At 59.4% G+C, this 25,797-nt stretch carries 20 protein-coding genes and 4 tRNA genes; 6 read left to right on the forward strand and 18 right to left on the reverse strand.

Annotated features, from left to right (window positions below):
* Window positions 1-47 precede the first annotated feature (47 nt).
* From AC0KVQ_RS02930 to AC0KVQ_RS02945, 4 genes are all read right to left on the reverse strand, one after another.
* Window positions 48-1,247: a Bcr/CflA family multidrug efflux MFS transporter gene (locus tag AC0KVQ_RS02930; RefSeq protein WP_473419625.1), complete on the reverse strand. Its 1,200-nt coding sequence runs from the start codon at window positions 1,245-1,247 to the stop codon at window positions 48-50.
* Between the two features lie 79 nt (window positions 1,248-1,326).
* On the reverse strand, window positions 1,327-1,926 hold the full coding sequence (gene recX / locus AC0KVQ_RS02935) for a recombination regulator RecX (RefSeq protein WP_473419626.1): 600 nt from the start codon (window positions 1,924-1,926) through the stop codon (window positions 1,327-1,329).
* Complete coding sequence (recA, locus tag AC0KVQ_RS02940) at window positions 1,910-2,962, reverse strand: recombinase RecA (RefSeq protein WP_473419627.1); 1,053 nt, start codon at window positions 2,960-2,962, stop codon at window positions 1,910-1,912. The genes recX and recA overlap by 17 nt, the downstream gene beginning before the upstream one ends.
* Before the next feature lie 68 nt (window positions 2,963-3,030).
* Window positions 3,031-4,878: a sensor histidine kinase gene (locus AC0KVQ_RS02945; RefSeq protein ID WP_473419628.1), complete on the reverse strand. Its 1,848-nt coding sequence runs from the start codon at window positions 4,876-4,878 to the stop codon at window positions 3,031-3,033.
* 170 nt (window positions 4,879-5,048) lie between these two features.
* Between AC0KVQ_RS02945 and AC0KVQ_RS02950 the strand changes: the two genes are divergently transcribed.
* A complete protein-coding gene (locus AC0KVQ_RS02950) occupies window positions 5,049-6,320 on the forward strand; it encodes a D-amino acid dehydrogenase (protein WP_473419629.1) in 1,272 nt (423 codons plus the stop codon).
* 72 nt (window positions 6,321-6,392) lie between these two features.
* On the opposite strand, the gene guaB is transcribed toward AC0KVQ_RS02950, so the two are convergent.
* Window positions 6,393-7,856: an IMP dehydrogenase gene (gene guaB, locus AC0KVQ_RS02955; RefSeq protein WP_473419630.1), complete on the reverse strand. Its 1,464-nt coding sequence runs from the start codon at window positions 7,854-7,856 to the stop codon at window positions 6,393-6,395.
* A gap of 183 nt (window positions 7,857-8,039) precedes the next feature.
* Between guaB and AC0KVQ_RS02960 the strand changes: the two genes are divergently transcribed.
* On the forward strand, window positions 8,040-8,531 hold the full coding sequence (locus AC0KVQ_RS02960) for a disulfide bond formation protein B (protein WP_473419631.1): 492 nt from the start codon (window positions 8,040-8,042) through the stop codon (window positions 8,529-8,531).
* Window positions 8,528-9,469, forward strand: a complete 942-nt coding sequence (locus tag AC0KVQ_RS02965; RefSeq protein ID WP_473419632.1) for a LysR substrate-binding domain-containing protein — start codon at window positions 8,528-8,530, stop codon at window positions 9,467-9,469. The genes AC0KVQ_RS02960 and AC0KVQ_RS02965 overlap by 4 nt, the downstream gene beginning before the upstream one ends.
* A 21-nt stretch (window positions 9,470-9,490) precedes the next feature.
* Here AC0KVQ_RS02965 and AC0KVQ_RS02970 read toward each other — a convergent pair whose 3' ends face one another.
* The gene (locus AC0KVQ_RS02970; protein ID WP_473419633.1) at window positions 9,491-11,428 is read right to left on the reverse strand and encodes a sensor histidine kinase; all 1,938 of its coding nucleotides are present in this window, start codon (window positions 11,426-11,428) and stop codon (window positions 9,491-9,493) included.
* A gap of 350 nt (window positions 11,429-11,778) precedes the next feature.
* On the opposite strand from AC0KVQ_RS02970, the gene AC0KVQ_RS02975 reads away from it, so the two are divergent.
* Window positions 11,779-11,976 (forward strand): hypothetical protein, encoded by a 198-nt coding sequence (locus AC0KVQ_RS02975; protein ID WP_473419634.1) that lies wholly within the window; start codon window positions 11,779-11,781, stop codon window positions 11,974-11,976.
* Window positions 11,977-12,072: 96 nt separating this feature from the next.
* On the opposite strand, the gene hrpA is transcribed toward AC0KVQ_RS02975, so the two are convergent.
* The 12 genes from hrpA to AC0KVQ_RS03035 all read right to left on the reverse strand — a co-directional run bounded on the left by hrpA (window position 12,073) and on the right by AC0KVQ_RS03035 (window position 23,290).
* On the reverse strand, window positions 12,073-15,969 hold the full coding sequence (hrpA, locus tag AC0KVQ_RS02980; protein WP_473419635.1) for an ATP-dependent RNA helicase HrpA: 3,897 nt from the start codon (window positions 15,967-15,969) through the stop codon (window positions 12,073-12,075).
* A gap of 86 nt (window positions 15,970-16,055) precedes the next feature.
* Window positions 16,056-17,501: an ATP-binding protein gene (locus AC0KVQ_RS02985; RefSeq protein WP_473419636.1), complete on the reverse strand. Its 1,446-nt coding sequence runs from the start codon at window positions 17,499-17,501 to the stop codon at window positions 16,056-16,058.
* 270 nt (window positions 17,502-17,771) lie between these two features.
* The gene (locus AC0KVQ_RS02990; protein ID WP_473419637.1) at window positions 17,772-18,431 is read right to left on the reverse strand and encodes a response regulator; all 660 of its coding nucleotides are present in this window, start codon (window positions 18,429-18,431) and stop codon (window positions 17,772-17,774) included.
* A gap of 31 nt (window positions 18,432-18,462) precedes the next feature.
* The gene (locus AC0KVQ_RS02995) at window positions 18,463-19,074 is read right to left on the reverse strand and encodes a tetratricopeptide repeat protein (protein ID WP_473419638.1); all 612 of its coding nucleotides are present in this window, start codon (window positions 19,072-19,074) and stop codon (window positions 18,463-18,465) included.
* A gap of 1 nt (window position 19,075) precedes the next feature.
* On the reverse strand, window positions 19,076-19,888 hold the full coding sequence (locus tag AC0KVQ_RS03000; RefSeq protein ID WP_473419639.1) for an SDR family oxidoreductase: 813 nt from the start codon (window positions 19,886-19,888) through the stop codon (window positions 19,076-19,078).
* The gene (locus tag AC0KVQ_RS03005; protein ID WP_473419640.1) at window positions 19,885-20,541 is read right to left on the reverse strand and encodes a TenA family transcriptional regulator; all 657 of its coding nucleotides are present in this window, start codon (window positions 20,539-20,541) and stop codon (window positions 19,885-19,887) included. The genes AC0KVQ_RS03000 and AC0KVQ_RS03005 overlap by 4 nt, the downstream gene beginning before the upstream one ends.
* Window positions 20,538-21,992, reverse strand: a complete 1,455-nt coding sequence (locus AC0KVQ_RS03010; protein WP_473419641.1) for an AMP-binding protein — start codon at window positions 21,990-21,992, stop codon at window positions 20,538-20,540. The genes AC0KVQ_RS03005 and AC0KVQ_RS03010 overlap by 4 nt, the downstream gene beginning before the upstream one ends.
* Window positions 21,989-22,636 carry a thermostable hemolysin gene (locus tag AC0KVQ_RS03015; protein WP_473419642.1) on the reverse strand — a complete coding sequence of 216 codons (648 nt, stop codon included), beginning with the start codon at window positions 22,634-22,636 and terminating at the stop codon, window positions 21,989-21,991. The genes AC0KVQ_RS03010 and AC0KVQ_RS03015 overlap by 4 nt, the downstream gene beginning before the upstream one ends.
* Before the next feature lie 149 nt (window positions 22,637-22,785).
* A tRNA-Asp gene (locus AC0KVQ_RS03020) sits at window positions 22,786-22,862 on the reverse strand.
* An 18-nt stretch (window positions 22,863-22,880) separates the two neighbouring features.
* Window positions 22,881-22,956 (reverse strand) — tRNA-Val (locus tag AC0KVQ_RS03025).
* Window positions 22,957-23,119: 163 nt separating this feature from the next.
* A tRNA-Asp gene (locus AC0KVQ_RS03030) sits at window positions 23,120-23,196 on the reverse strand.
* An 18-nt stretch (window positions 23,197-23,214) separates the two neighbouring features.
* Window positions 23,215-23,290 (reverse strand) — tRNA-Val (locus AC0KVQ_RS03035).
* 156 nt (window positions 23,291-23,446) lie between these two features.
* Between AC0KVQ_RS03035 and hemA the strand changes: the two genes are divergently transcribed.
* Both hemA and prfA read left to right on the forward strand, forming a co-directional pair.
* Complete coding sequence (hemA, locus tag AC0KVQ_RS03040; protein ID WP_473419643.1) at window positions 23,447-24,703, forward strand: glutamyl-tRNA reductase; 1,257 nt, start codon at window positions 23,447-23,449, stop codon at window positions 24,701-24,703.
* 11 nt (window positions 24,704-24,714) lie between these two features.
* Entirely contained in the window at window positions 24,715-25,797 is a 1,083-nt protein-coding gene (prfA, locus tag AC0KVQ_RS03045) for a peptide chain release factor 1 (RefSeq protein ID WP_473419644.1), read from the forward strand.

Genomic DNA, 25,797 nt, shown 5'->3' on the forward strand with positions numbered 1-25,797 from the left:
GTGAAAATTGAGCGATAAGGGCGAGGATTTTAAAGGAAATGCATCATTTACGGGAGTGGCGGTGCAGATTCATGCACCAGTGCACGATAGAGCAGCAGGCCGCTGATCCCGCACAAAGCCATCATGCCGGTCATGGGCAGCGCACTTTGGGCTGGCAGCAGGCCAATCGCAGTGCTGGCAAGCGTGGCCAATCCGAATTGCAATGTGCCCATCAGGGCTGATGCCAGTCCGGCACGGTGCCCCTGTTTGGCCAGTGCGTTGGCCGTGGAATTCGGGCCGATGAATCCCAGGCTGGCCATATAACCGAACAGGCCGATCAGCAGCAACGGCAGACCGCCAATGCGCGTGGCACCCGCGAAAAGCAGCAGCAGGCCAAAGATCAGGGGCATCCAGATGGCGCGACGCAGAATATCCTGGGTGCGATGGGTACGCAGCAGCCGGGCATTGATTTGCGAAGCTGCGATATAGGCAAACGCATTGCTGCCGAATATCCAGCCGAATTGGCTGGCAGGCACCTGCCACAGTTCGATGATCACGAACGGTGAGCCGGCGATATAGGCAAACAGGCCAGAGTGGGCGAGACCGCCGGCGAGCACGTTGCCGATGAAGCTGCGATCCCGGCACAGGGAGAAATAGTTCTTCAGGGTGCTGATCGGGTGCAGCGGCTTGCTTGGATCTGCGGGGTGCGATTCCTCCAGCCCGAAGTGGATGGTAAACAGGCTGATGATACCGTAAGCCGCCAGGCACCAGAAAATGGCATGCCAGCTGCCGACTTGCAGTATCCAGCCGCCCAGAATGGGCGCCAGGATCGGTGCGATGCCCATCACCAGCATGAGTAACGAGAATGCGCGTGCCGCCCCTTGGGCTTCGAAATGATCACGCACGATTGCACGCGGGATCACCATGCCGGCGCAGCCTCCCAGTGCCTGGACAAAGCGGCAGGCAGCCAGCATTTCGATGCTGGTCGAGAGTGCGCAGCCGATCGTGGCCAGTACGTAAAGTGCCATGCCGCCGTACAGCGGAGGTTTGCGACCGAAGCGATCGGCAATCGGGCCGTAAAAGGCCTGGCCGATGGCCAGACCGATGAAGAATGCTGCCAGCGTGAACTGAACCGCACCGCCTTCTGCCGAGAAGCTCTTGGCAATGCTCGGAAAGCTGGGTAAGTACATATCGATCGAGAGTGGCCCGATGGCGGTCAGGCTTCCCAGCAGCAGAAACAGGCCGGGGCGGTAATCAGATTTTTTCATGAGAAATGGAAGGGTTGCTGCAAGCCGGCATTGGAACAGATTTTGCTGCGGCTGTATTGGCAAATACTTGTGGGTCAAATCAGATTTCGTCGTCCCACGTTGAGCCCATGATCTTGTAGATCACATCCAGCGAAAAACCGCGTGCCGCCAGGAAACGCATTTGCCTGGCCTTTTCCTTGAGGTCGGCCGGCGGCGTGCCAAAGCGTTTTTGCCAGACGGCGCGGGCACGCGCTTCTTCGCTATCGGCCACTTCTTCCAGTGTGCTGGCGATGATTTTGTTGTCCACGCCTTTCTGCCGCAATTCCTGCCGCAGCCGTTGCATGCCGTAGCGCTGGCTGCGTTGATGCGCCCACTGTTCGGCAAAGCGGCTATCCGATAACCAGCCGCGCGCTGCGAAATCTTCCAGCAATTCATCGACGACTTGCGCGTTCCCGGCCAGAGGCAGCAATTTCTGGCGCAGCTCGGCGTGAGAGTGATCGCGCCGGGCCAGGTGTTGCAGGGCCTTGGCGCGCAGTGCCGCCGGCTTGATGCCGGGATGCAGGTCGTCAGCCGATTCGTCAGCCGGACAGTCATCCGTGTCGGGCGGTGCATCGTCGCCAGAAGCGACAAAGCTGCGGTTTCCCGCAGCCTTGTTCGCCAGCATGGCCCGTAGCGTGGCCAGATCAGGCTTCGTCGACATTGTCCTCAGCCAGTTCGCCGCCAGCCTCGATCGGGGTGGCACCGATGCCGATCTTGGCGCGGATCTTCTGTTCGATCTCGTTGGCAACTTCCGGATTGTCTTTCAGGTACTGGCGGGCGTTTTCCATGCCTTGGCCAATCTTGCCGCCGTTATAGGCATACCAGGCACCGGATTTTTCCACGATTTTTTGTGCCACGCCGTATTCGATGATTTCGCCCTCGTGGCTGATACCCTCGCCATACAGGATGTCGAAATTGACCACGCGGAACGGTGGCGCCACCTTGTTCTTGGCAATCTTGACCTTGGTCTGGTTGCCGATGATTTCCTCACCCTTCTTCACGGCGCCAATGCGGCGGATATCCAGCCGCACCGAGGCGTAGAACTTGAGCGCATTGCCGCCGGTGGTGGTTTCCGGGCTTTGGCCAGGCATCATGGCGCCGATCTTCATGCGCAGCTGGTTGATGAAGATGACCAGTGTATTGGTACGCTTGATGTTGGCGGTGAGCTTGCGCAGGGCCTGGCTCATCAGGCGCGCTTGCAGGCCGGGAAGCTGGTCGCCCATTTCGCCTTCGATTTCCGCCTTGGGTGTCAATGCTGCGACCGAGTCGATCACGATCAGGTCGACACCGCCGGAGCGTACCAGCATGTCGGCAATTTCCAGGCCTTGCTCGCCGGTATCCGGTTGCGAGATCAGCATTTCGGAAACGTTCACGCCCAGTTTCTGCGCATAGATCGGATCCAGTGCGTTTTCTGCATCGATATAGGCGGCAACACCGCCCGCTTTCTGGATTTGAGCCACAACGTGCAGGCAGAGCGTGGTCTTGCCGGAGGATTCCGGTCCGAAGATTTCCACGATACGGCCGCGCGGCAGGCCGCCTACGCCCAGGCCGAGATCAAGGCCGAGCGAGCCGGTGGATACCACTTGCAGATCGTTTTCGATCTGGGCTTCGCCCATCTTCATGATGGCGCCCTTGCCAAACTGGCGCTCGATCTGGGCCAGTGCGGCGGAAAGGGCTTTGCTCTTGTTTTCGTCCATGGCTGAATATCCGTACAGGGGTAAATATGCGGTGAGTATAGAACAATCGTTCTGTTTGTGGGAAGGGGCTATTCCGTTTTTTTCGGGTCCGGCAGGGTGAAGAAGAAGGTGGCGCCTTCGCCTGGCGTAGCCTTGGCCCAGATGTGCCCGTCATGCAGGCTGATGATCCGTTGCACGATGGCGAGCCCGATGCCATTGCCGCCATCGAGTTCCTGTTCCGTTGCAGGTTGCAGGCGCTGGAACGGCAGGAAGATCTTGCCCGCGTCGCGCATGTCGAAGCCGATGCCGTTGTCGCCGATGAAATAGACCTGCTGGCGGTTGATGGTGGTTACGCCCAGCTGCACCGAGGGGCTGGCGGCATCAGCCGAGTATTTCCAGGCATTGTCGAGCAGGTTGTGCAGCATGATGCGCAACAGTTTCGGATCCGCGCTGACATGAATGCCCGGGGTAATGCAGGCTTCAACCTGCTGCCCCAGCTGCAGTGCATTCAGTTGTTCGGCGATATCTTCGGCAAGTTCGGACAGGTTGACATCCTGCCGACGGATTTCGCTGCGGGAGATGGCGGCAAGGCTGAGCAGATTGTCGATCAGTTCCGCCATGCCGCTGATGGCATTGCGGATGCGCGCCAGATAACTGCGGGCGTTGCCGTCGAGCCGATCCGCGTAGTCTTCCTGCAGTACCTGGCTGAAGCCATCAATTGCGCGCAGGGGCGTGCGCAGATAGTTGGAAATGGCCTGGGAAAATGCTTCGACTTCATGATTGGCCGTAACCAGCTTGCGGGTACAGGATTCAAGCGCTTCTTCCAGATGGATGCGGTAATGTTCCTGTTCCTGCCCGATCTGCTTGCGGCTATGGATGTCGATGATGTAACCCTGCAGCCGTCGGCGCTGTTCGTGATCAATCAGGTGCGAGGCCGTGATCAGTACCCAAATTTCGCGGCCATCGCTGGCGAGCATGCGGCATTCGAACTGGCTGGTTTTCCAGGCAAGATTGGTGAACAGTTCATAAACCAGATGGCGGTCGTCCGGGTGCAGGCAGGTGGTCAGAAAGCCTTCGCCGTACCAGTTGGCCATGGGGTAACCGAGTAACTGTTCGGCCTGCGGTGCGATGTAGGTGAGTCGCCATTCGGCCGGATTGGCATCCCAGGCAATCGCGGGCGTATTTTCCAGCAGGCGACGATAGCGATCCTGGCCCGCGCGCAGTGCCAGCTCTGCCTGGCGCCGGCTGAGCAGTTCCGTTTCCTGCTGGATATTTTTCTGTTCCAGCGCGCCCAGGAGCTGCTGCAATGCCTGCCGCGTGGTTTCCAGGCTCTGCCCGAGCTTGCCGATTTCGTCGTGCCGGTGCCAGACAAAGGGCATCTGCAATTCGCCATTGGCCAGCTTTTGCGAATGCGTGATCAGGCGCTTCAAGGGATGCAGGATGCGCGAGTTCAGCAGCAGCAGGATCAGTGCCAGGCTGATGGCGGCCTGAAGCATGATGGCCAGCAGATAGTTGAGCTGGCTTTTTTGCACTTCCTGAATGGCCAGCCCGTCATCCATTTCCAGTGCAACAGTACCGATCGAGATGCCTTGCTTGTAGATGGGCAGCGTGAGCGAGTGCAGCTTGCCAAGGCGGCGCTCAGGGTGGTTGGCGCTCAAGAAAACGCCCAATGAAGCATCCGTTACCGTGATGCGGATAATGCGCCGGTCACTCATCAGTGAGTCGAGCAGAGGCTTGCCGGCTTCTGGCGCCAGATTCCATAACGGATCCTGCATGCCCAGAACCAGGATATCGGCATAGCGTTGCTGGGCAAGATTCTGTTCGGCGCTGATACGCTGCAACTCGTTTCTCTGATTCAGATAACTGTTGACTGCGGCGGGTAGAAGCAGCCCGATCAGAATGGCCAGCACGATGGCTGTGCGCAGTGAAAGCTTCATTTCGATGGTTGAAAGGGTGGTGGTTGGTGTTGGTTACAAGTCTAGCTGTTATTTTTTCCTGCGGCATAGGTTCTGTTGATTTGATTTTGCACATTGCAAGCCGGCTGGGGTGCCCGGGCTTGTGTGCGCTGCGGCATAATCGCGCCTGTTGAAACGCGAGGAGGAAAGCCATGCAGTGCATCGTGCTGGGCGCCGGGGTGGTGGGGGTGTCGACCGCCTGGTATCTGGCCCAGGCAGGCCATGAGGTTACAGTGATTGAGCGCCAGGACCAGGCAGGACAGGAAACCAGCTTTGCCAATGGTGGGCAGATTTCGGTGTGCCATGCCGAACCATGGGCCAATCCCAAGGCTCCCTGGAAAGTTCTGCAATGGCTGGGGGAAGAAGATGCGCCGCTGCTGTTCCGGCTGAAGCTGGACTGGGCGCAATGGCGCTGGGGGCTGCGCTTTCTGCAGGAATGCACGCCGCAACGCGCCAGGCAAAACCTGCAGGATCTGGTGCGCCTGGGGCTTTTCAGCCGATCGTGTCTGCAGCAGTTGCGTGTCGCGACGGATCTGCATTATGACGAACTGAGTCGTGGCATCCTGCATTACTACACGGACGAGGCGGAATTTACCGCAGCGGTCAAAGCCGCTGCCGTGATGCGCGAGGTCGGGTTGCAGCGGCATGTGAAGACCCCGGCCGAATGCCTGAAGATCGAGCCGGCTTTGCGCCATACCTTGCGCCCGATCGTTGGCGGAACCTACACCGCCAGTGATGAATCCGGTGATGCCATGAAGTTCACCCTCGCACTTGCGGCCAAGTGTGCAGCTATCGGGGTCAAGTTCCGCTATCAGACTGAAATCCAGAAATTGCTCTGTGCGGCGGATGGTATCGCCGGTGTACAGGTTCAATATGCCGAGGACGGGATTGCGCGGCAGGAGATCCTGCAGGCCGATGCCTATGTGGTCTGCATGGGTAGCTACAGCTCGTTGCTGCTCAAGGATGTTGGCATGGCGCTGGATGTCTACCCGGCCAAAGGCTATTCGGCCACCATTCCGGTCCGTGCCGGCGATGAGGCGCCAACGGTGGCCATGACCGATGATGGCTGCAAGATCGTCTTTTCACGCTTGGGCGACCGTTTGCGTGTGGCGGGTACGGCAGAAATGAACGGCTACAACCTCGATCTCAATCCGGTGCGCTGCCAGGCATTGATTGATCGAACCCGGGAAATCTTTCCGCAGGCCGGCGATTTTGATTCGGCTGAGTTCTGGACCGGCTTGCGACCCTCCACACCAAGCAACTTGCCTTATATCGGTCGGGCCGGTCGCTATAAAAAACTGTGGCTCAATACCGGGCACGGCACGCTTGGCTGGACCGAAGCATGCGGTTCGGGTTGCGCATTGGCAGAGCTGGTCAGTGGCCGCCGGCCAAATGTCGACTTCCCGTTTCTGGGCGTGATGTAATGATTGCAGCCTGATTGGTTGCAAAAAAATGCCCCGGTATGTACCGGGGCGTTTTTGTTCAGGAGGACGTGATCAGTTGTCGACCTGGTAATTCGGCGCTTCCTTGGTGATCTGCACGTCATGCACATGCGATTCACGGATGCCGGCTGCGGTGATCTGCATGAACTCGGCTTTTTCATGGACTTCGGCAATCGTCTTGCAACCGAGGTAACCCATGGAGGAGCGGATACCGCCGACGAGCTGATGCACGATCGCGGTCAGCGGGCCCTTGTAGGCAACGCGGCCTTCGATACCTTCCGGTACCAGCTTCTCGGCGTTGTTGACGTTGTCCTGGAAGTAACGGTCGCTGGAGCCTTGCTGCATGGCGCCCAGGCTGCCCATGCCGCGATAGCTCTTGTAGCTGCGGCCCTGGTACAGCTCGACTTCGCCCGGCGCTTCTTCGGTACCGGCAAACAGGCCGCCCAGCATCACGCAGTGCGCGCCGGCGGCAAGTGCCTTGGCGATGTCTCCGGAGAAGCGGATGCCGCCATCGGCGATCAGCGGCACGCCAGTGCCGGCCAGGGCATCGGCGACATTGGCAACGGCCGTGATTTGCGGCACGCCAACCCCTGCAACGATACGGGTGGTGCAGATCGAGCCTGGCCCAATGCCAACCTTCACGGCATCGGCGCCATGATCGACCAGTGCGCGTGCGGCAGCGGCCGTGGCGATGTTGCCGCCGATGACCTGTACGTGCGGGAAGTTATCCTTGACCCATTTCACGCGGTTGAGCACGCCCTGGCTGTGGCCATGCGCGGTATCGACCACGATCACATCCACGCCGGCTTCGGCAAGCAGCGCCACGCGCTCTTCAGTGCCTTCACCGGTGCCGACAGCCGCGCCGACACGCAGGCGTCCTTGCTCATCCTTGGCCGCATTCGGGTGTTCGGATGTCTTGATGATGTCCTTGACGGTGATCAGGCCCTTCAGATGGAAGGCATCATCGATGACCAGCACGCGTTCCAGCCGGTGTTCGTGCATCAGGCGGCGGGCTTCATCGATCGAGGTGCCTTCCTTGACGGTAACCAATCGGCCCTTGGGGGTCATGATGTCGGCCACCTTGGCATCCAGGCGCGATTCGAAACGCAGGTCGCGGTTGGTGACAATGCCGACCAGTTCGCCGTTATCAACTACCGGCAGGCCGGAAATCTTGTGCTGGCGGGTCAGTGCAAGTACGTCACGTACGGAAAGGTGCGAGGCAATGGTGACCGGATCCTTGACGATACCGGATTCATAACGCTTGACCTTGGAGATTTCCAGGGCCTGGGCCTTGGCTGTCATGTTCTTGTGCACGATCCCCATGCCGCCTTCCTGGGCGATGGCAATGGCCAGACGTGCTTCCGTCACTGTATCCATGGCGGATGACAGCAGCGGCAAATTCAGGCGGATATTACGGGTAACCTGGGTGGAGAGATCGACATCGCGCGGCAGGATATTGGAGTGCGCCGGTACCAGCAGCACGTCGTCGAAGGTGAGGGCTTTCTGAATGACTCGCATGTCACGATCCTATGACGGCAAAGACGCATTATACCGAAAGAATTGGGGCAAGCCTATTGCAGTAAATGCCCGCATGTAAGCATATGTTATGAGTATTGACCGGGTGTTCGAAATGATGCGAACCGCATGCACAGGATCTGGTCTACAATAGTTTTCAACTATCAAGCTCCCCGAAGGTGATCGATGTTGCGCTGGCGCCTGGGCCATCTGGCCATTTCCCTGTTTTGTGCGAGTACGATCGGTTTTGCGCTTTATCTGCAAAATACCGAATTTCTGAGCCCATGCCCGTTGTGCATCCTGCAGCGGATCGGATTTATCGTGACAGGTTGCCTGGCGCTGCTGGCTGCGCTGTTTCCCCTGCCACGCATCAATTGGCTGTGGCCGCTGTTGATCACGCTATCAGCCGGTGCTGGTGCGGGAGTTTCCCTGCGGCATATCCAGATCCAGTATCTGCTGGACCCCAACCAGCTGGCTTCCTGCGGCCCCGGGCTGGAATACCTGTTGCAGACCCAGCCCTGGCTGCAGGTGTTCCGTGATGTATTGACCGGACATGGCGAATGCGCCGTGATCGACTGGACCTTGTTTGGACTTTCCCTGCCGGTGCTGGCACTGGGTGGTTTCGTCTTTTTGATCGCGGCGACCTGGCTGGTACGCCGCTGGGAGCTGAAACGATGACCCTGACCGAATTGCGCTATATCGTGGCGGTGGCACGCGAGCGGCATTTTGGGCGTGCCGCCAACAGTTGCTTTGTGTCCCAGCCGACGCTCTCCGTGGCTGTCAAGAAACTGGAAGACGAGTTGGGGGTGGCGATTTTTGAGCGTGCCGCCGGAGAAGTCAGCCTGACGCCGATTGGCGAACAGATTGTTTCGCAGGCGCAGCGTGTGCTGGAAGAAGCGCAGCTGGTCAAGCAACTGGCGCAACAGGGCAAGGATCCACTGGCCGGGACATTGCGTCTGGGCGCCATCTACACGATCAGCCCGTATCTGCTACCCTGGCTGATTCCGGCCTTGCGCTCGCTTGCGCCGCAAATGCAGGTGTTGCTGGAAGAAAACTATACCGCGCGCCTCTCTGAAATGCTCAAACAGGGCGAAATCGATGTTGCGATTCTGGCCGAGCCCTTCGCTGAATCCGGTATTGCCACGCATGAGCTTTATGACGAGGATTTTGTCGTCGCTACACCCAAGGGACATCCGTGGGCTGAGCAGGAAGCCATTGATGCCGCCCAGCTTTCAGAAGAGAACGTGTTGCTGCTTTCCCCCGGCAACTGTTTCCGCGATCAGGTGTTGCAGAGCTGCCCTGATCTGAATCGGGAGAGCCTGCCGCCCGGCAGTCTGCAGCGCACCCTGCAGGGTACGTCGCTGACCACGATCCGGCATATGGTGATGGGCGGCATTGGTGTCACGGTCTTGCCGGCGACTTCCGTCACGCAGGCGGATGAGCAGATGCTGGTGATTCGTCCTTTTGTGCCGCCGGCGCCAACCCGGCGCGTCATCCTGGCATGGCGACGCAATTTTCCGCGCCTGGCCGCCATCGAGGCCGTGCGCCAGGCAGTACTGAATTGCGGCATGCCGGCCGCACGTTTTATCGAGAGCGAACCGCTGGTCGAAGCTTGATCGAGTTAACTGGCTGCCGGTTCACCCGGCACTGGCCTGCTTGCCCAGTTCAGGCGCCTGCCCTGGCAGGCGAAGCGTAAAGGTCGTGCCTTGGCCCTGCTCGCTGGTCAGGGTTACCGTGCCACCCAGCACACGGGTAACCACCGTGTGAACGATATGCAAGCCCAGGCCGCTGCCGCCCTTTCCCAGTCGCGTCGTGAAGAAAGGCGTGAACACCTTGCCCTGATGCTCTTGCGCGATACCGTTGCCGTCATCGGCAACCCGCAGGCATACCCAGTCGTCTTCCTTTTCCGCCTGAATGGTCACGGTGCCGTGATCGCGTCCCTCGAAGCCATGCAGCAAGGCATTGGTGATCAGGTTGGTCAGGGCTTGGCCAAGCGGGCCGGGATAACTGTCGAGATGAATGTCTGGCGGGATTTCTGCGCTGATGTGATAAGGCGTGTGCTTGAACATCGGGCGCAGCGTGAGCAGGATCTCGTCAATGGCGCCCTTGAGATCGAATTGCCGGCGTTGCGAACTGGTCTGGTCAATCGCGACCTGCTTGAAGCTGGCCACCAGCTCGGCCGCACGTTCCAGATTGCGGTTGGTGATGTCCGCGCCCTGAATGATGTCGTTGATAAAGGCTTCCAGGTCGGAGCGGCGCACGCTTTGCTGCATGCGCTGGCGAAATTCCCGCGAAGTCTCGTTCATGGTTGACGCCGCCAGCAGACTATTGCCGATCGGCGTGTTCAGTTCGTGTGCCACGCCCGCCACCAGACGACCCAGCGCGGCCAGTTTCTCTGCCTGAACCAAATCGGCCTGGGTCTGGCGCAAATCGTCCAGCGTACGGGTGAGTTCGTTGTTGGTCTGTTCCAGTTCCTGCGTACGCTGTTTTACGCGCGCTTCCAGGGTCTGGTTGAGCGTTTGCAGTGAACCTGCCATGGATTCCAGATCGGAGGACAGCTGGTTCAATTCGGTGATGTTGCCGCGTGGCCAGTGTTCCGGCGCATGCCCTTTCGCTACGTCATGGGCCTGGTCGATCAGTGCCTGCACCGGCCGGGTCATTTTGCTGGCACCCCAGCCTGCCAGCACCAGTGCCATGGCAAAGGAAGTCACGCACAGCAAGCCCAGGTCGATCAAGGTCGAGCGGTACGCCTGGTTGTCCAGCCCGGCGGGCATGCGCGCCAGAAATACCCAGTTCATGCGCGAGGAGCGGGCAGCGGCCGGATGGTAGCTTTTCCCCTGATAGGCAAAGGTGGCGGGCAGCGGTTTGCCTTTTGCTGCAGCTTCGATCAATTGCTGGTCCAGCAGTATTTTCTGCTCGGCCTGCAAAGCACCTGCGGTATCGACGAAAATTTCGCCGCGCCGGTTCAGAACCCAGGCCGATAGATTCGGGTCGCCCGCAGACAATTGGGTGGCACGCAATATATAAGCCATGGGTATTTCGGCAATCACCACCTGACGGCCAAACGGCACGGCCAGCGCGATGGTGGTGGTGCCGGTCAGCGCGGACTGGTATTGATCGCTCCAGACCGGTTTGCCGCTGTTGAGCGCAGCCAGATAAAGCGGATTGCTGGCGATATCCAGGTTGAAAATGTTGACCCGCCAGAACGCTTTTTCTTCCGGTACGCCGGTAAAGGCAATCCGGCCTTCCGGGCTGATCACATACAGGGTTTCCAGCGCATCCTTTGAGTTGGCGAACATGTCCAGGATGGTCGGGGAGGTGACCCGGTAACCGCCAGGAATGATGCGGCTGATCATGTCGACACGCGCTTCCAGCCCATCGAGCAAGACATCAACCCGTGTTGCCAACTCTTTGGCCTGGTAGGCGGCTGTATTGCGATTGGACTCGGCGATCTGCGGTAGACGAATGGCCAGAATCAGGCTGCCGGCAATGGCCAGGGTGAAAAGCATTGCCAGTACGATCGGGATAACCAGCGAAGTGCGCAGCGATCTATCTGAGGCGAATCTCTCTAGCATGTCGGCGTGTCCGGTTGGCTGCTGTTTGAAGCATAGTCAACGCTGCCTGTTTCTGCGGCCAATCAAAGGGAGAGAGGAGGTTGAGGTTGCGTATTGTGGTGGGTGGAGACTACATTTTGATTGGTCAAGTTTATTGCTGTTATATGTTGCTGTATTTAAATGTTAATTTAAATGAAATGTGCATGGTTTAAGCTTGGTTTGCAGTGTTTTTGTAGTTTTGTGCAAAATTAACAACGTAGTCGACTAGATTTGTTGGGGATGGGCGCCTATCATTCACTCAACAGATCAGGATTTGATGGTCTGACTTAACAGAAGAGGCAATTGCCTCATATAACGAAGGAGTAACAATCATGATCACCCCGTTCCTTAGCACTGAATCCCTGTCGTTTGCCGATATTTCCCGCGCAGAAGCCATCTACAACGAAGCCAGCATGAACGGCCGCGGTGCAGTGATCGGCAAGGCTGCCCGACGTGTTGCTGCCATGGCCCGTGTTGCCGAGCGTTCGTTCTCGCGTTTCCCGGAAGTGGTTCGCCCGGTTGCTTTCTGATCGATAGTAGTAGCCAGGTTGTAAGCTGAAGTAAAAACCGCCCACACCGATGGGTGTGAGCGGAGGGGGATGGCGGTTTCTTTCCCAAACAGGTATCTAGCGTTTGGTCAGGTCTTGCCAGATCTTGTCCAAGCGTTTTACCGAAACCGGATACGGCGTGCGCAATTCCTGCGCGAACAGGCTGATCCGCAGTTCTTCCAGCATCCAGCGGAACGGCAGCAACGGCGCCGGATCGCGTCCTTCGCGTTGCCATTTTTCCAGTTCTTTCTGCCAGCGCTCCCACAGCATGGCCACTTCGCTGGCGCGTTGTGTATCGCGGGCCGGATTGTTCACGCGTTTTTCCTGACGGATGCGCATCGCTTTCAGGTAAAACGGCAGGCGTGGCAACTGTTCCCACGGCGTAGCGCTCAGAAATCCCTTGTAGACCAGTTGGCCAAGCTGGGTCTTGAGTTCTGCCGCAATCTGACCCGGTTTGCTCAGCTGTCCATAGAGCGGGACGTATTCTGCCGTGACTTCGGTCAGCACGCGCCAGGCGGCATCGCGCACCGAGGGCAGGCGTACCTTGGCACGCGATTTCTGCTCGTCAAAATCCTTCTTCTTGCGCGGCAGCTCATCCTCGCCGATGAAGGCGCGGTCGCAGATGCAGCGTGTCAGGTCGTCGAGCAGATCGTCGCTATTGGAAAGTACACGTAGCTGGATCGCGAACTGGTTGAAGTTCGGGAACGACTTGGGCAATTGCTTGATGTGTTCCTTGAGCTCGAAAGCCAGCAGCCGGATCACGCCTTCGCGGTGCGCGGTCTGTGCGGCATGCTCGGTATCGAATACGCGGATCGCCACGGCATCTTCTTCCGGCACGAGTGCCGGGTAGCCGGTAATGGTCTTGCCCTGGCGCTGGAAGGTGAGTTTGGCCGGCAGATCGCCAAAGTCCCACTTCACGATGCCGCTTTTCTCGATACCGGCGCTTTCGCTGGCCGTGTCGCGGAAGGTGATCTGCGCGGCTTCGCCCAACTGCGCGCGCAGTGCGACCAGATCACGGCCGCTGGCAAGCTCCTGCCCAGCGTCGTCGACAATGCGGAAATGCATTTTCAGGTGCGGCGGAAGATCGTCGAGATTGAAATCCTCTACCTGCATCGGCTGGCCAATGCCGCGATTGATGGCCTGCGCCAGTTGTGGCAACAGCGGTGCGGTGCGATTGGCGCGGTCAAGTTCGGTCAGCATGCGGGTTGCGAATTCCGGCACCGGCACGCACTGGCGGCGAATCGTCTTGGGCAGCGATTTGATCAGCAACGTCACCTTTTCCCGCAGTAGTCCCGGCACCAGCCAATCGAACACGGCATGGTTGACCCGGTTCAAGAGCGGCAAGGGCAGGGTGACGGTGACGCCATCGAGCGGGTGGCCCGGCTCGAAACGGTAAGAAAGCGGCAGCGTCGCATCGCTGAGTTCGAAAGTGGCCGGATACAGATCGGTGGTAACGCTGGCCGCGCTGTGCTGCATCAGGTCATCGCGTGACAGGAACAGCAGTTTGGGCTCGGCTTTTTCTGCTTCCTTGCGCCAGGCTTCGAAGCCTGCGCCATTGACGATATCGGCCGGGATACGCGCATCGAAGAAGGCAAACAGCGTTTCCTCATCGACCAGCACATCCTGCCGGCGCGCCTTGTGCTCCAGTTCCTCCACCTCCAGCAACAGTTCCAGATTGTGATCGTTAAACTTGCCGCGGGTGTTGAGATTGAACTTGACCAGACCTTCACGGATAAAGATTTCGCGTGCTTCTTTGGGGTTGACGCGGCCATAGTGCACGCGCCGGCGGTTGACGATGGGCAGGCCGTAGAGCGTAACGCGCTCGGTAGCCATCACCTGCGCGCCTTCCTTTTCCCAGTGCGGATCGAAATACTGGCGGCTGACCAGGTGTGGTGCGAGTCTTTCCACCCATTCCGGCTCGATCGCTGCCACGCAGCGTGCATAGAGCTTGCTGGTCTCGACCAGCTCGGCCGATACGATCCATTTCGGCCGGTTTTTCTTGAGGCAGGAACCGGGGAAAACCGCGAACTTGATACCGCGAGCCCCCAGGTATTCGTCGCTTTCCGGGTTTTTCATGCCGATATTGCCCAGCAAGCCGGTCAGCAGCGCTTTGTGGATCTGCTCGTAGGTGCCGGGTTTCTCGCTGAGTTTGAAATCCATTTCCTCGACGATTTCGCACAACTGCCGGTGCAGGTCGCGCCACTCGCGCAGGCGCAGGAAGGAGAGGAAATGCTCATGACACAAGTTGACCAGCTGACGGTTGCTGGTCTTGTTCGTTTCCGCTTCGGTGAAGAAATCCCACAGCAGCAGCCAGGACAGGAAATCGGATTTGTCATCGCGAAACTTGGCCTGCATGCGGTCGGCCGCTTCGCGTGCATCGAACGGGCGCTCGCGCGGGTCCTGTACCGAGAGGCCGGCGGCGATGATCAGGATTTCCTTCAGGCAATGCTCGTCGCGACCGGCCAGCAGCATGCGTCCCAGTTTGGGATCGACCGGCAGGCGTGCCAGTTGGCGGCCCAGCGGTGTGAGTTCGTTGGCTTCGTCGACGGCGCCGAGTTCATGCAGTTGCGCGTAGCCATCGCTGATCAGACGCCCGGAGGGTGCTTCGATAAACGGAAACTGGTCCACCCGGCCGAGCTTGAGCGCGGCCATGCGCAGGATGACGGCGGCGAGCGAGGTACGTACGATTTCCGGATCGGTGAATTCAGCTCGACCGGCAAAATCCTGCTCCGAATAAAGCCGCACACAGACGCCGGCACTGACCCGGCCGCAACGCCCGGCGCGCTGGCGGGCCGAGGCCTGCGAGATTTTCTCGACCAGCAGTTGCTCGACCTTGGCGCGCGGCGAATAGCGATTCACGCGCGCCTGGCCCGAATCGATCACGTAGCGGATGCCGGGCACAGTGAGCGAGGTTTCCGCCACATTGGTGGCCAGCACGATGCGCCGGCCCGTGCTGGCGCGGAAGATGCGCTGCTGGTCCTCGTTCGACAATCGGGCGAACAAGGGCAGGATTTCCGCGCCCATGAGCTTGGCCTTGCGCAATTCGTCTGCCGTTTCGCGGATTTCGCGCTCTCCGGGCAGGAAGACCAGCACATCGCCCGCGCCGTCCTTGCGCCAGAGTTCTTCGACTGCCGCGACCACGGCTTCTTCCATTTCCAGATCCTGGTCGTCTTCGTCCTCGCTGCCGAGCGGTTTGTAGCGGACCTCAACCGGGTAAGTGCGGCCAGAAACCTCTATCACCGGTGCCCCGTTGAAGTGGCTGGAAAATCGCTCGGCATCGATGGTGGCCGAGGTGACGATCACCTTCAGATCCGGGCGCTTCGGCAGCAACTGCTTGAGATAGCCGAGCAGGAAGTCGATGTTCAGGCTGCGCTCGTGCGCTTCGTCGATGATGATCGTGTCGTAGGCATTCAGGTATTTATCCGACAGCGTTTCTGCCAGCAGGATGCCGTCGGTCATCAGCTTGATATAGCTGCTGGATGATGATTTATCGGTGAAGCGCACCTTGAAGCCGACCGCGCTGCCGAGCTCGGTTTTCAGTTCCTGCGCGATGCGGCTGGCAACCGAGCGTGCGGCCAGGCGCCGCGGCTGGGTGTGGCCGATCAGGCCATGCACGCCGCGACCGAGTTCCAGGCAAATCTTGGGCAATTGCGTGGTCTTGCCCGAGCCGGTCTCGCCGCAGACGATCACGACCTGGTGTTTTTCGATGGCCGCCTTGATTTCATCACGCTTCTGGCAGACCGGCAGATTGTCGTCGTATTCGGGGCGGGGCAGGGCGGCGCGGCGCGTAGCGACCCGGCCAAGCGACTGCTCGATACGTTGTGCGGTCTCGGCCAGCAGTTTCTCCACTGGCTGATTGCGTCCCTGGCGTTCGCGGATCTGTTGCAGGTTGCGGCGTAGCGTATGGCGGTCGGCGCAGAGGCAGTCAGCAATCTGGCGGGATAGTTCGGTGAAGACTGGGGCAGGGGCGGACATCGGGATCGATCAGGCAGCAGACAAGCGTGCAATTTTAGCATGTGTCCGAGGCGTGACCGATTGCGAACCCTCGGTGCCGGGATTGGTCAGGGCCGGATGCCTGGTGCGCAGCGCAGCAGCAGGCTGACTTCCAGCCCGCTTTTCTCCCGGTTACGTAACTCCAGGCTGGCTTCGTGCAGTTGCGCCACTTTTTGCACGATGCTCAACCCAAGTCCCGCGCCATCGCCTTGCTGCGGGTTGATCCGAAAAAAACGCTCGGAAAGTCGCGGCAGAAGTTCCGGGGCCACGCCGGGGCCGCTGTCGCAAATTTGCACCCTGGCCCAGTCGCCCTCCTGTTTGAGGATGACCAGGATTTCGCCACCTTCCGGTGTATAGCGGATGGCATTGTCAATCAGGTTGCTGAAAAGCAGGCCCAGCAGAATTACCTGCCCGCGCACCTGAACGGGGCGGTCCGACTCAAAGGCCAGCTCCTGATTTTTTTGCAGGGCAAGCGGGGCCAGCGTGGCAACGGATTCGCGCAGCAGCGTATTGAGTTCGAGTGTTTCCAGTTCGATGGCTTGCTGGTTGTCGATGCGCGCCAGTGTCAGCAATTGGCGGATCATGCGATCGCCCCGATCCAGCGCGCGCAGCATTTTCTGCAGCGATTGTTCCCGGATTGCCGGATCTTGCGTGGCCAGCGCATTTTCGCCGTGAATGCGCAGTACCGCGAGCGGGGTTCTCAGTTCATGCGCGGCTTCGTTGGTGAATTGCTTTTCCCGCTCCAGCGTATCGGCCAAGGCCCGCATCAGGCGATTGATTTCGTTGGTCAGGGGCAAGAGTTCCACGATGGGGCGTTTCAGTGTCAGCGGGTTCAGGTTGGCAGGATGACGTTCGCTGATGGCATGAATCAGCTGGGTCAGGGGCTGGGTGGCATGGGCGACCAGCCGCCAGAGCATGATCAGCAGGAAGGGCAGGGTGATCAGGAGCGGCAGCATGGTGCGGCTGGCAATCTTGCCGGCCAGTTCACCCCGGACATCATCGCGCTCCGCCACGATCAGCCAGGTCTGGCGTTCAGGATCGTGCAGGGTGAAGCTGCGCCAATCATGCCCGTCATGTCGCTGGTGAAAAAAGCCGGGCTGCCGCTCGGCGGGGAATGCCGCTGGCGCGTTGGGAGAGCGCAATAGCAGTTTGCCCGCGGCATCGGCCAGCTGGAAATACAGCTTGTGTTCGTAGGCATGACCAAACGGTGTGGCTTCGTCGTCCTCTTCGGTGGGGGTGTCGGGGGTGGCAGCTTCTGGATGTTGGCTTTCCCAATCCTCATAGAGACGGCCATCTGGCGGCACGGGGCCGGATCGATCCAGGTAATTGGCCAGCATCCGGCCAGTCAGGCGGGCCGACTGGGCCAGTCGTGCATCAAACAGCTCTTCGGCTTCGTGTACCGCATCGAGGTAGCCGATCAAGGCACTGATGGCCAGGCTGGCGCCGACCATGAGCAGGATGCCCAGGATCAGAAAGCGGCGAATGGAACGCGGGGTGGCTGAGAGCCTGTTCATGATCTTTTCTCCGCAGCGCCAGACGGGAAAAGGGTTAGCCACAAGGCGAACGATGCTGGCAATAACAGGTTATTTCCAAGACGTTCAACGCAGTGGATGGCCATTTTCCTGCCTGGCCCGGAGGGTTCCGGGCATTGCCAGCAGCCGCCGGTGTTACAAACCGCTTGTGGTACGCGTACCACGGCGCGGTCTGTGCCTTGGCCTCTATCCGGCACTGCCCAGAACGCTGCGGTGAGAAGATCGTGAACAGGCTCTGAGGTCATGTGATGTTCAGCGCCGCTCGACAATGTAGCCGACGCCGCGGATGTTGCGGATCAGCTCCGGATAGAATTTCTTGCGCAAATGATGAATGTGGACTTCCAGCGCATTGCTCTCGGCACCTTCATCCCAGCCATACAGGCTTTGCTGCAGTTGTTCCTTGCTCAGCACGCGTCCGGCCTGGGTCAGCAGTTCCTGCAGCAACTTGTATTCATGCGGTGTCAGCCGTACCTCCTCGCCCTGGTAGGTGACTTGCTGCGCATCCGGATAGAGCATGATCTGGTCGTATTCGAGGATGGATTGTGCCTGGCCCTTGCTGCGCCGGACCAGGGCACGCAAACGCGCATTGAGTTCTCCCAGTGCGAACGGTTTGACCAGGTAATCGTCCGCACCGGCATCCAGCCCGGTGATGCGGTCGTCGAGCGCATCGCGTGCCGTCAGGATCAGTACCGGCAGGGCATGACCCTCCCGGCGCAGCTTCTGCAGCACGCTGATACCGTCGATATCCGGCAGGTTCAGATCAAGAATCATGGCGGCGAATTCGTCGTGTATCAGGCTCGACAGGGCCGGCAGGCCGGCAGTCAGCCAGTCCACGGTATAACCGCTGTGGCGCAGGGCATCGACCATGCCTTCTCCCAGCATGGCATCGTCTTCGACCAGCAAAATTCGCATGTCAGGTACTCTTGAATGATCCAGTTTCTTATTATAGGGCCGCCAGCTTGGTCTCGATCTCCTTGCGGCGACCCTTGTCCGCCAGTTCCCGTCCCGGGCGTGGCGGTGCGACCAGTGCTTTGTTCAGATATTGCCTGGCCTCGGCCTTGCGACCCTGTTCCAGCAGGAAATCGCCATAGAAATAGTTGGGATCGATCCCGTTCGGGTTGAGATTCAGTGCCTGCTTGAGCAGTTGTTCGGCCTGCTCCTTGTTGCCAAAGCCGATAGGCCAGCCCGGCACCTGGTAATACAGCGAGCCCAGACTGGTATAGGCCGAACCATCCAGTGCTGCGGGATTCTGCTTGATGGCCTGTTCCAGTTGCTGCTTGGCACTCTTGACCAGACTCAGCGCGCCCAGCCCGCCCTTGGCACCAGCCCAGCTGCTTTTGACAATGGCCGACCAGATCAGCAGATCGGTACGCTGCGAGTTGGCGGTGCTGATTTGCTCGGCTTCGCCGCTCAATTTTTCCAGGCAGCTTTCTTTCTGTTGCACCGAAACCTGGTACTGGCAGATGGCCCATTGATTCTGGATCGGTTCGAGCAAGGTGTCCGCCTGGCTGAATGTCGAGGCCATCAAGGCGACGAGGGTCAGTATCTTTTTCATGTCAGATCTCCGGTTGTTGAGCAGTAGCCAGGTGGCGGGCGTGGCGGGCAATGACAGGGCGCTGTCTGGCCAGTGCCCGGTCGACGATGCGGGGCAGCAATCCATTGAGGCGAACGAAAAACGCTTCGGGCCAGCCGAGCCAGCGGCGCGGGGTTTCTCGCTTGAGCGCTTCGATGGCGTGGGCGGCAACGATTTCGGCTGGATCGGTTTGCGTGCCCAGTTCGGCATTAAGTGCATAGACCGCTTCGCTGTTGAGACTGGTGCGCGTGGCGCGCGGGGCGAAATACAGCACCTTGATGCCGGTATCGGCCAGCTCGCGGCCCAGTGCCTCGCTGAAACCGCGTAGCGCAAATTTGCTGGCGCAATAGACGCTGTAGCCAGGGTAGCCGATGCCACCGAAGCTGGAGCCGATATTCATGATCAGACCGGGCTTGCGCAGATGGCTAAGCAGCGAACGGGTCAGCAGGATGGGCGCTGCAATATTGATCGCGAGTTGTTCTTCGATCTGGCCCGCATTCTGGTCTTCCAGCCAGGCGAATACATTGCTGCCGGCATTGTTGATCAGGATGTCGATTCCTCCCGCCAGCTCAGATGCGCGCGTCAGTTGTTCGCGTTCCCGGGCCGAGCCCAGATCGGCCACGATGGTGTGGTGCCGCTCAGGGTTGGGCAATTCGCTGCGTAGCCGCTCCAGTTTGGCAGGTTGACGCCCTTGCAGCAGCAGATGCGCGCCTTCGCGCGCCAGTGCCTGGGCCAATGCCGAACCGATACCGCCGCTGGCGCCGGTCAGCAGGATCACCTTGTCGGCAAGATTCATGACCGGTTCTCCGTCAGTTCGCGCAGCATGTCGCCATAGAGACGATAGACGACCTTGCTGGCGTGGATGATGGCAGCCTGCTCTGTCGGATCCTCGACCCGATCCATGAGCGAGGCAAAGAATTTCAGGTGTTCCTGATCCAGCGCGCCGTGCGAAGACAGGTAAGTCATGGCTTGCGCGGGCAATCCAAGACCCGACTTGAGCTGATCCGCCACGTTGAGCGCGATGGCGACACTGATGCCTTCCAGTACCTGCACCATTCCGAAGAAGCCCATCGGATTGCCGCGATGGATCTGGTCGTACAGGAATGCCACCATCAGCTCGATTGATAGGCAGGGTTCTCCTTGGCGCACGGCTTCGACATCGCCACCGCAGGCCGCGATGTCGTTCAATATCCATTCCTGATGGCCGTATTCTTCATCGATGTACTCGGCGATCGCGGCGCGAACCCATTCGTGCGCTTGATCGAGCCGGCCGCCCGTGGCCATCAGCAGGGGCACGGTATGTCGCACGTGATAGTAGGCCTGGGTCAGAAAGGCGATATAGGTCTGCTGGTCGATTTTTCCGCTACGGCAGGCCTCGATCACCGGCGCATCCAGCAGGCGTGCGCGATCCTGTGTGGTAGCGTCCTGCAGCATCTGATAAAAATTCATGCGGTTTCTCCTTGGGCGATATTCAGAATTTGTTGTTGATAGGCCTGAAAAATACGATCACGGCGCGGCCGGCCATTGGGTGTCAGCAGGCCGGATACGGTACTCAGCGGGGTTGCCGGAATAAACCAGCGATGCACGCGGGCGTAGTCCGGCAGGCGGGCGTTGAGTGTGGCGATCTGGCCGGGCAGTTCGAGTTCGAAACCGGCTCTGGGCTGGATGAGTGCGACGTTCTGCGCCAGCCCTTCGCCAAAGATCACCAGTCGGGCAATGGCCGGGCAGAGCTGCGCTTCGGCTTCCACCCATTCCGGCGAAAAATTGCGCCCGAACGCGGTGATCTGGACGTTTTTCTTGCGCCCGGTGAGGTGCAGGAAACCTGCTTCGTCGATCCTGCCCAAGTCGCCGGTGGCGATCTCAGGCATGGGCCCGGTTGTTTCGCCCAGATAGCCAAGCATGCTGGCGCCGGCCACCATCACTTCGCCATCGTCGGCGATGCGCACGCTCAGGTGCGACAGCGGCTGGCCTGCGCTGCCTGCCTTGTCCTGACCGGGCGAATTCAGTGCGACGACCGAACCGCATTCGGACAGGCCATAGCCCTCGAACACCGGCAGCCCCAGTGCGCGGGCATTGGTGATCAGGTCGGGAGCGACCTTGCCACCGCCCACGGCCACGAAGCGCAGGCTTTCGCATAGCGCGGGCTGCCTGGCGCATAGTGCAACCAGCAGGCGCAACAACTCCGGCACCAGCACGAGGCTGTGTGGCCGGCTGGCGAGCAGCGTGGCGGCCAGCTGTTCGGGGTCGAGCTGGCTGGAGCCGCTGAAGCCCACTTCGGCAAGACGCGGAATCCGGCTGGCCGCACCCAGTAATAGCGGAACATAGAGTCCGGTGAGGTTTTCCAGCAGGGTACTTAGTGGCAGCAGCGTGAGATGCTCGCCGATTTGGGCCAGGGCAATGCGCTCGGCCAGTGCAGCGCTGGTGCGCATCATCTGTTCCAGGCTCAGGCATACGCCCTTGGGTTGCCCGGTAGTGCCCGAGGTGTAGGTGATCTTGGCTGTGCCTGGCGGCAAGGGCGGTAGCTGCGCGGGCGTATGTCGCTGTAGCGGGTGTGCAAGGATTGAGGTCTGCGCCTGCCAATCAGTGCGAGCAGGGCCGATCAGGGCATCGGCACCACTGCTATCAAGCAGCCAGTCCTGCTGCTGCGGGCTGAAGAAAGTCGGCATCGGAATCAGCACGATGCCGGCCAGCGCGCATGCCAGGTCAATGCGTGCCCAGTCCAGACCGTTGTCGAGTTGCAAGGCCAGCCGCCTGACCCCGGCCTGCTGCAACTGGTCGGCAAGCGCCTGTATTTGTTGCCAGAGTGTGTGGTAGGTCAGTGCGGTCGTCGTGTCGCGCAGGGCGATACAATGCGGCTGTGATTGGGCAAGTGTCTGGAGGCGATCGAACAGATCCATCATGATGCGGCCCTCATCGCGCTGGCGACAGGCACTGCTGGCATCGGTCCGAACAGGGACAGCAGCAGGCTGTTTTGTGTCAGCACCTGATGACCTTGTTGCAGGTCTCCGGCCATGACCCAGGGACGACAGCGGTAATAGCTGCCCCAGTCGCTGGCGTCGCTGCCAATTTTGTCGGCGCGGGCCTCAACCAGTTCAACCGGCTTGAGATGCAGGTGCCGGAAACTGTTGCGCAGTTTGATCGTGCCGGTGAATACCACCCAGTCCTGTGCATTTTCACGCAGTAGCTGTACCAGTGCGGCAAACATCAGGCGCCCGGCTCCTGCTGTATCGGCTGCCAGATTGCCGACTTCAAAAATGGTGTCCCGCCGTACGGGGGTACCGAATTTCTGCCTGAGCAGGGATTCGATCGTTTGCTCAAGATAATGTTCGAGATAAAGCCGCCCCTGGCTGGCCGGATTCAATCCGCAAGCCGCGATCAGGGTATTGTCGGCGTTATACAGTCCGGCGAGTAGGGGCAGAAAATGCGGAATGCGCGCGGCGAACTCGCGCTGATAGGCATTCTGGATAAAGTTGCGAAGTTCGGCTTGTTGCGCTGGTGTGCTGGCCAGCTTCAGTCGATAGGGTGATCGAAGATCGGTATTCATGGTGGCCTCCTCGTAGGCGTTATGAGGAGGCTAGCTGGGTGGGCTTAAGGAAGAATTAAGAACGGTTCTCGTTGTGATTGTTGCAGATTTGACATGCATGAATGAAATGAAAAAGCCCTTGCACGTGAGTGCAAGGGCTTCGTATTTTCTGGCGGAGCGGACGGGGCTCGAACCCGCGACCCCCGGCGTGACAGGCCGGTATTCTAACCAACTGAACTACCGCTCCGCAGCGGTATCGCTTGACTGGTGGGTGGTGACGGGATCGAACCGCCGACATTCTGCTTGTAAGGCAGACGCTCTACCAACTGAGCTAACCACCCGCTGTTTCGCGAGAGGGGCGCATTAAACCACGAACTTTTTAAATCGTCAAAGAAAGAATGAAAAAAGTTTGGTGTTCGGAAAATATGAGGCTGTGTGGAGTCGGCTGGTATGACGGTAAAGCGAAAAAGCCCTTGCACGTGGGTGCAAGGGCTTCGTATTTTCTGGCGGAGCGGACGGGGCTCGAACCCGCGACCCCCGGCGTGACAGGCCGGTATTCTAACCAACTGAACTACCGCTCCGCAGCGGTATCGCTTGACTGGTGGGTGGTGACGGGATCGAACCGCCGACATTCTGCTTGTAAGGCAGACGCTCTACCAACTGAGCTAACCACCCGCTGTTTCGCGAGAGGGGCGCATTAAATCATGGCCTCATTCGAGCGTCAACTGCTGTGCGAAAAAATTTCTTCGATGGCCGGCAATGTGTCACGGATATCCGCAAGCAACTAGGCGTTTCACGCTAAAATGCCTGGTTTCCTTATTTGCACCTGCAATGAATCTCGTCGTTCTGGGTCTCAATCATCAAACAGCACCGCTCGCAATTCGGGAGCGTCTTGCCTTCACGCCTGCGGAATTGCCCGAGGCGCTGGAAAGCCTGACTGCTGTGCGTGGCATTTTTGAGGCGGCGATTGTTTCGACCTGCAACCGGACCGAGATCTATTGCAATGCGCGAGAAGCCGGCTTGGCGCGGCAATGGCTCGATAGTGTCCGGGCGCATTCTGCCGTGTCGCTGGATGACAGCCTGTATGTCTATCAGGGCGATGAAGCCGTACGCCATGTTTTCCGTGTGGCGTGCGGGCTGGATTCGATGGTCATGGGGGAAACGCAAATTCTTGGCCAGGTAAAGGAAGCCGAACGGATCGCGCGCGAAACCGGCAGCCTGGGCCCGTTGCTCAATGGTTTATTCCCGCGAGCATTTGCCGTGGCCAAGGAAGTGCGTTCGCAAACGCGTATCGGTGCCGAATCGGTATCGATGGCGGCGGCGGCCGTGAAGCTGGCTGAGCGGATTTTCCCGTCGGTGGCCGATACCCGTGTGCTGTTTATTGGCGCGGGCGAGATGATCGAACTGTGCGCGCGGCATTTTCATGCCCAGCAACCGCGCAAGATCGCCATTGCCAACCGTACATTGGCACGTGGCGAACATCTGGCGCGGGAATTTTCGGCCGAGGCGATTTTGCTTTCCGATCTGAATTCGCGCCTGGCCGAGTTCGATGTGGTGGTGTCGTCCACGGCTTCCACCTTGCCGATTGTGGGCAAGGGGCTGGTCGAGCGCGCGTTGAAATCGCGCAAGCATCGTCCGATATTCATGGTCGATCTGGCCGTGCCGCGAGATATCGAGGCGGAAGTGGCCGATCTGGCCGATGTCTATCTGTACACCGTGGATGATCTGGCCGAGGTGGTTCGCCTGGGCGTGGAATCGCGCCAGGCTGAAGCTGAGGCGGCGGAATCGATCATTGTCGAGCGGGTGGGTGATTTTGGGCGCTGGATGGCTTCGCGTGCCCTGGCACCAACCATTCGTGATTTGAAAGACCATGCCGATCGCATCACCCGCCATGAATTGAGCCGTGCACGCAAAAATCTGGCAGGTGGAGAAACGCCGGAACGGGTGCTGGAAGAATTTGCCCGCCAGCTATCCAACAAGTTTCTGCATGCGCCTTTTTCCGCCCTGAACGCAGCCAGCGCTGATGAACAGGAAGACCTCGTCAAGCTGATACGCCGGCTTTACCGCCTGCATGACCCGAATTCTTGAGAATGAAGTGAATGAAACCGTCGATTGTTAATAAATTGGCCCAGCTGGCTGATCGCCTGGAAGAAGTCAGCGCATTGCTCGCCAGTGAGGAAGCCACGCGCGATATGGATAGCTATCGCAAACTGACGCGTGAGCATGCCGAGCTGGAGCCGGTGGTGGCGCTGTATAACCGTTTCCGGCAAACCGAGGCTGATCTGGCCGCTGCGCAGGAAATGCTGGCCGACCCCGATATGAAAGAGCTGGCGGAAGAGGAGTTGCGCACCGGCAAGGATCGCATCGCCGGGCTGGAAGTCGAGCTGCAGAAAGCCTTGCTGCCGAAAGATCCGAACGACGAGCGCAATATTTTCCTGGAAATTCGTGCCGGTACCGGTGGCGATGAATCGGCACTGTTTGCAGCGGATCTGTTCCGCATGTATTCGCGTTATGCCGAACGCAACCGCTGGCAGGTCGAGGTGATGTCGGCCAGCGAATCCGATCTGGGTGGTTACAAGGAAATCATCGCGCGCATTGCCGGTTTTGGTGCCTATTCGCGCCTGAAATATGAATCCGGCGGGCATCGGGTACAGCGCGTGCCGGTTACTGAAACGCAGGGGCGCATCCATACTTCGGCCTGTACCGTTGCGGTGATGCCGGAAGCGGATGAGCTGGCTGAAGTCAGTATCAACCCGGCCGATATCCGCATCGATACCTTCCGTGCCAGCGGCGCCGGTGGCCAGCACATCAACAAGACCGATTCTGCCGTGCGCATTACCCATCTGCCGACCGGGATCGTGGTCGAATGTCAGGATGGCCGCAGTCAGCACAAGAACAAGGCGCAGGCGCTCTCCGTGCTGGCAGCACGCATTCAGGACAAGCAACAGCGCGAACAGCAATCGAAAGAGGCGGCTGAGCGCAAATCGCTGATCGGTTCGGGCGATCGTTCCGAGCGCATCCGTACCTACAATTTCCCGCAAGGCCGCATGACCGACCACCGCATCAATCTCACGCTGTATAAGCTCGATGCGATCATGGATGGCGATCTGGAAGAATTGACCCAGTCGCTGATCAATGAGCGCCAGGCCGAGTTGCTGGCGCAACTGGGCGATAGCGAGTAG

This window comes from Formivibrio sp. oc-25 (genome assembly GCF_055810895.1).

What these genes read in the sequence shown, in the direction of transcription:
- prfA (WP_473419644.1), top strand. Translation starts at nt 24,715, where the DNA reads ATGAAACCGTCGATTGTTAATAAATTGGCCCAGCTGGCTGATCGCCTG.
- AC0KVQ_RS03005 (WP_473419640.1), bottom strand. Translation starts at nt 20,541, where the DNA reads ATGAATTTTTATCAGATGCTGCAGGACGCTACCACACAGGATCGCGCA.
- guaB (WP_473419630.1), bottom strand. Translation starts at nt 7,856, where the DNA reads ATGCGAGTCATTCAGAAAGCCCTCACCTTCGACGACGTGCTGCTGGTA.
- AC0KVQ_RS02950 (WP_473419629.1), top strand. Translation starts at nt 5,049, where the DNA reads ATGCAGTGCATCGTGCTGGGCGCCGGGGTGGTGGGGGTGTCGACCGCC.
- hemA (WP_473419643.1), top strand. Translation starts at nt 23,447, where the DNA reads ATGAATCTCGTCGTTCTGGGTCTCAATCATCAAACAGCACCGCTCGCA.
- AC0KVQ_RS02960 (WP_473419631.1), top strand. Translation starts at nt 8,040, where the DNA reads ATGTTGCGCTGGCGCCTGGGCCATCTGGCCATTTCCCTGTTTTGTGCG.
- AC0KVQ_RS02965 (WP_473419632.1), top strand. Translation starts at nt 8,528, where the DNA reads ATGACCCTGACCGAATTGCGCTATATCGTGGCGGTGGCACGCGAGCGG.
- AC0KVQ_RS03000 (WP_473419639.1), bottom strand. Translation starts at nt 19,888, where the DNA reads ATGAATCTTGCCGACAAGGTGATCCTGCTGACCGGCGCCAGCGGCGGT.
- AC0KVQ_RS03010 (WP_473419641.1), bottom strand. Translation starts at nt 21,992, where the DNA reads ATGATGGATCTGTTCGATCGCCTCCAGACACTTGCCCAATCACAGCCG.
- recX (WP_473419626.1), bottom strand. Translation starts at nt 1,926, where the DNA reads ATGTCGACGAAGCCTGATCTGGCCACGCTACGGGCCATGCTGGCGAAC.
- recA (WP_473419627.1), bottom strand. Translation starts at nt 2,962, where the DNA reads ATGGACGAAAACAAGAGCAAAGCCCTTTCCGCCGCACTGGCCCAGATC.
- AC0KVQ_RS03015 (WP_473419642.1), bottom strand. Translation starts at nt 22,636, where the DNA reads ATGAATACCGATCTTCGATCACCCTATCGACTGAAGCTGGCCAGCACA.
- AC0KVQ_RS02970 (WP_473419633.1), bottom strand. Translation starts at nt 11,428, where the DNA reads ATGCTAGAGAGATTCGCCTCAGATAGATCGCTGCGCACTTCGCTGGTT.
- hrpA (WP_473419635.1), bottom strand. Translation starts at nt 15,969, where the DNA reads ATGTCCGCCCCTGCCCCAGTCTTCACCGAACTATCCCGCCAGATTGCT.
- AC0KVQ_RS02945 (WP_473419628.1), bottom strand. Translation starts at nt 4,878, where the DNA reads ATGAAGCTTTCACTGCGCACAGCCATCGTGCTGGCCATTCTGATCGGG.
- AC0KVQ_RS02995 (WP_473419638.1), bottom strand. Translation starts at nt 19,074, where the DNA reads ATGAAAAAGATACTGACCCTCGTCGCCTTGATGGCCTCGACATTCAGC.
- AC0KVQ_RS02975 (WP_473419634.1), top strand. Translation starts at nt 11,779, where the DNA reads ATGATCACCCCGTTCCTTAGCACTGAATCCCTGTCGTTTGCCGATATT.
- AC0KVQ_RS02990 (WP_473419637.1), bottom strand. Translation starts at nt 18,431, where the DNA reads ATGCGAATTTTGCTGGTCGAAGACGATGCCATGCTGGGAGAAGGCATG.
- AC0KVQ_RS02985 (WP_473419636.1), bottom strand. Translation starts at nt 17,501, where the DNA reads ATGAACAGGCTCTCAGCCACCCCGCGTTCCATTCGCCGCTTTCTGATC.
- AC0KVQ_RS02930 (WP_473419625.1), bottom strand. Translation starts at nt 1,247, where the DNA reads ATGAAAAAATCTGATTACCGCCCCGGCCTGTTTCTGCTGCTGGGAAGC.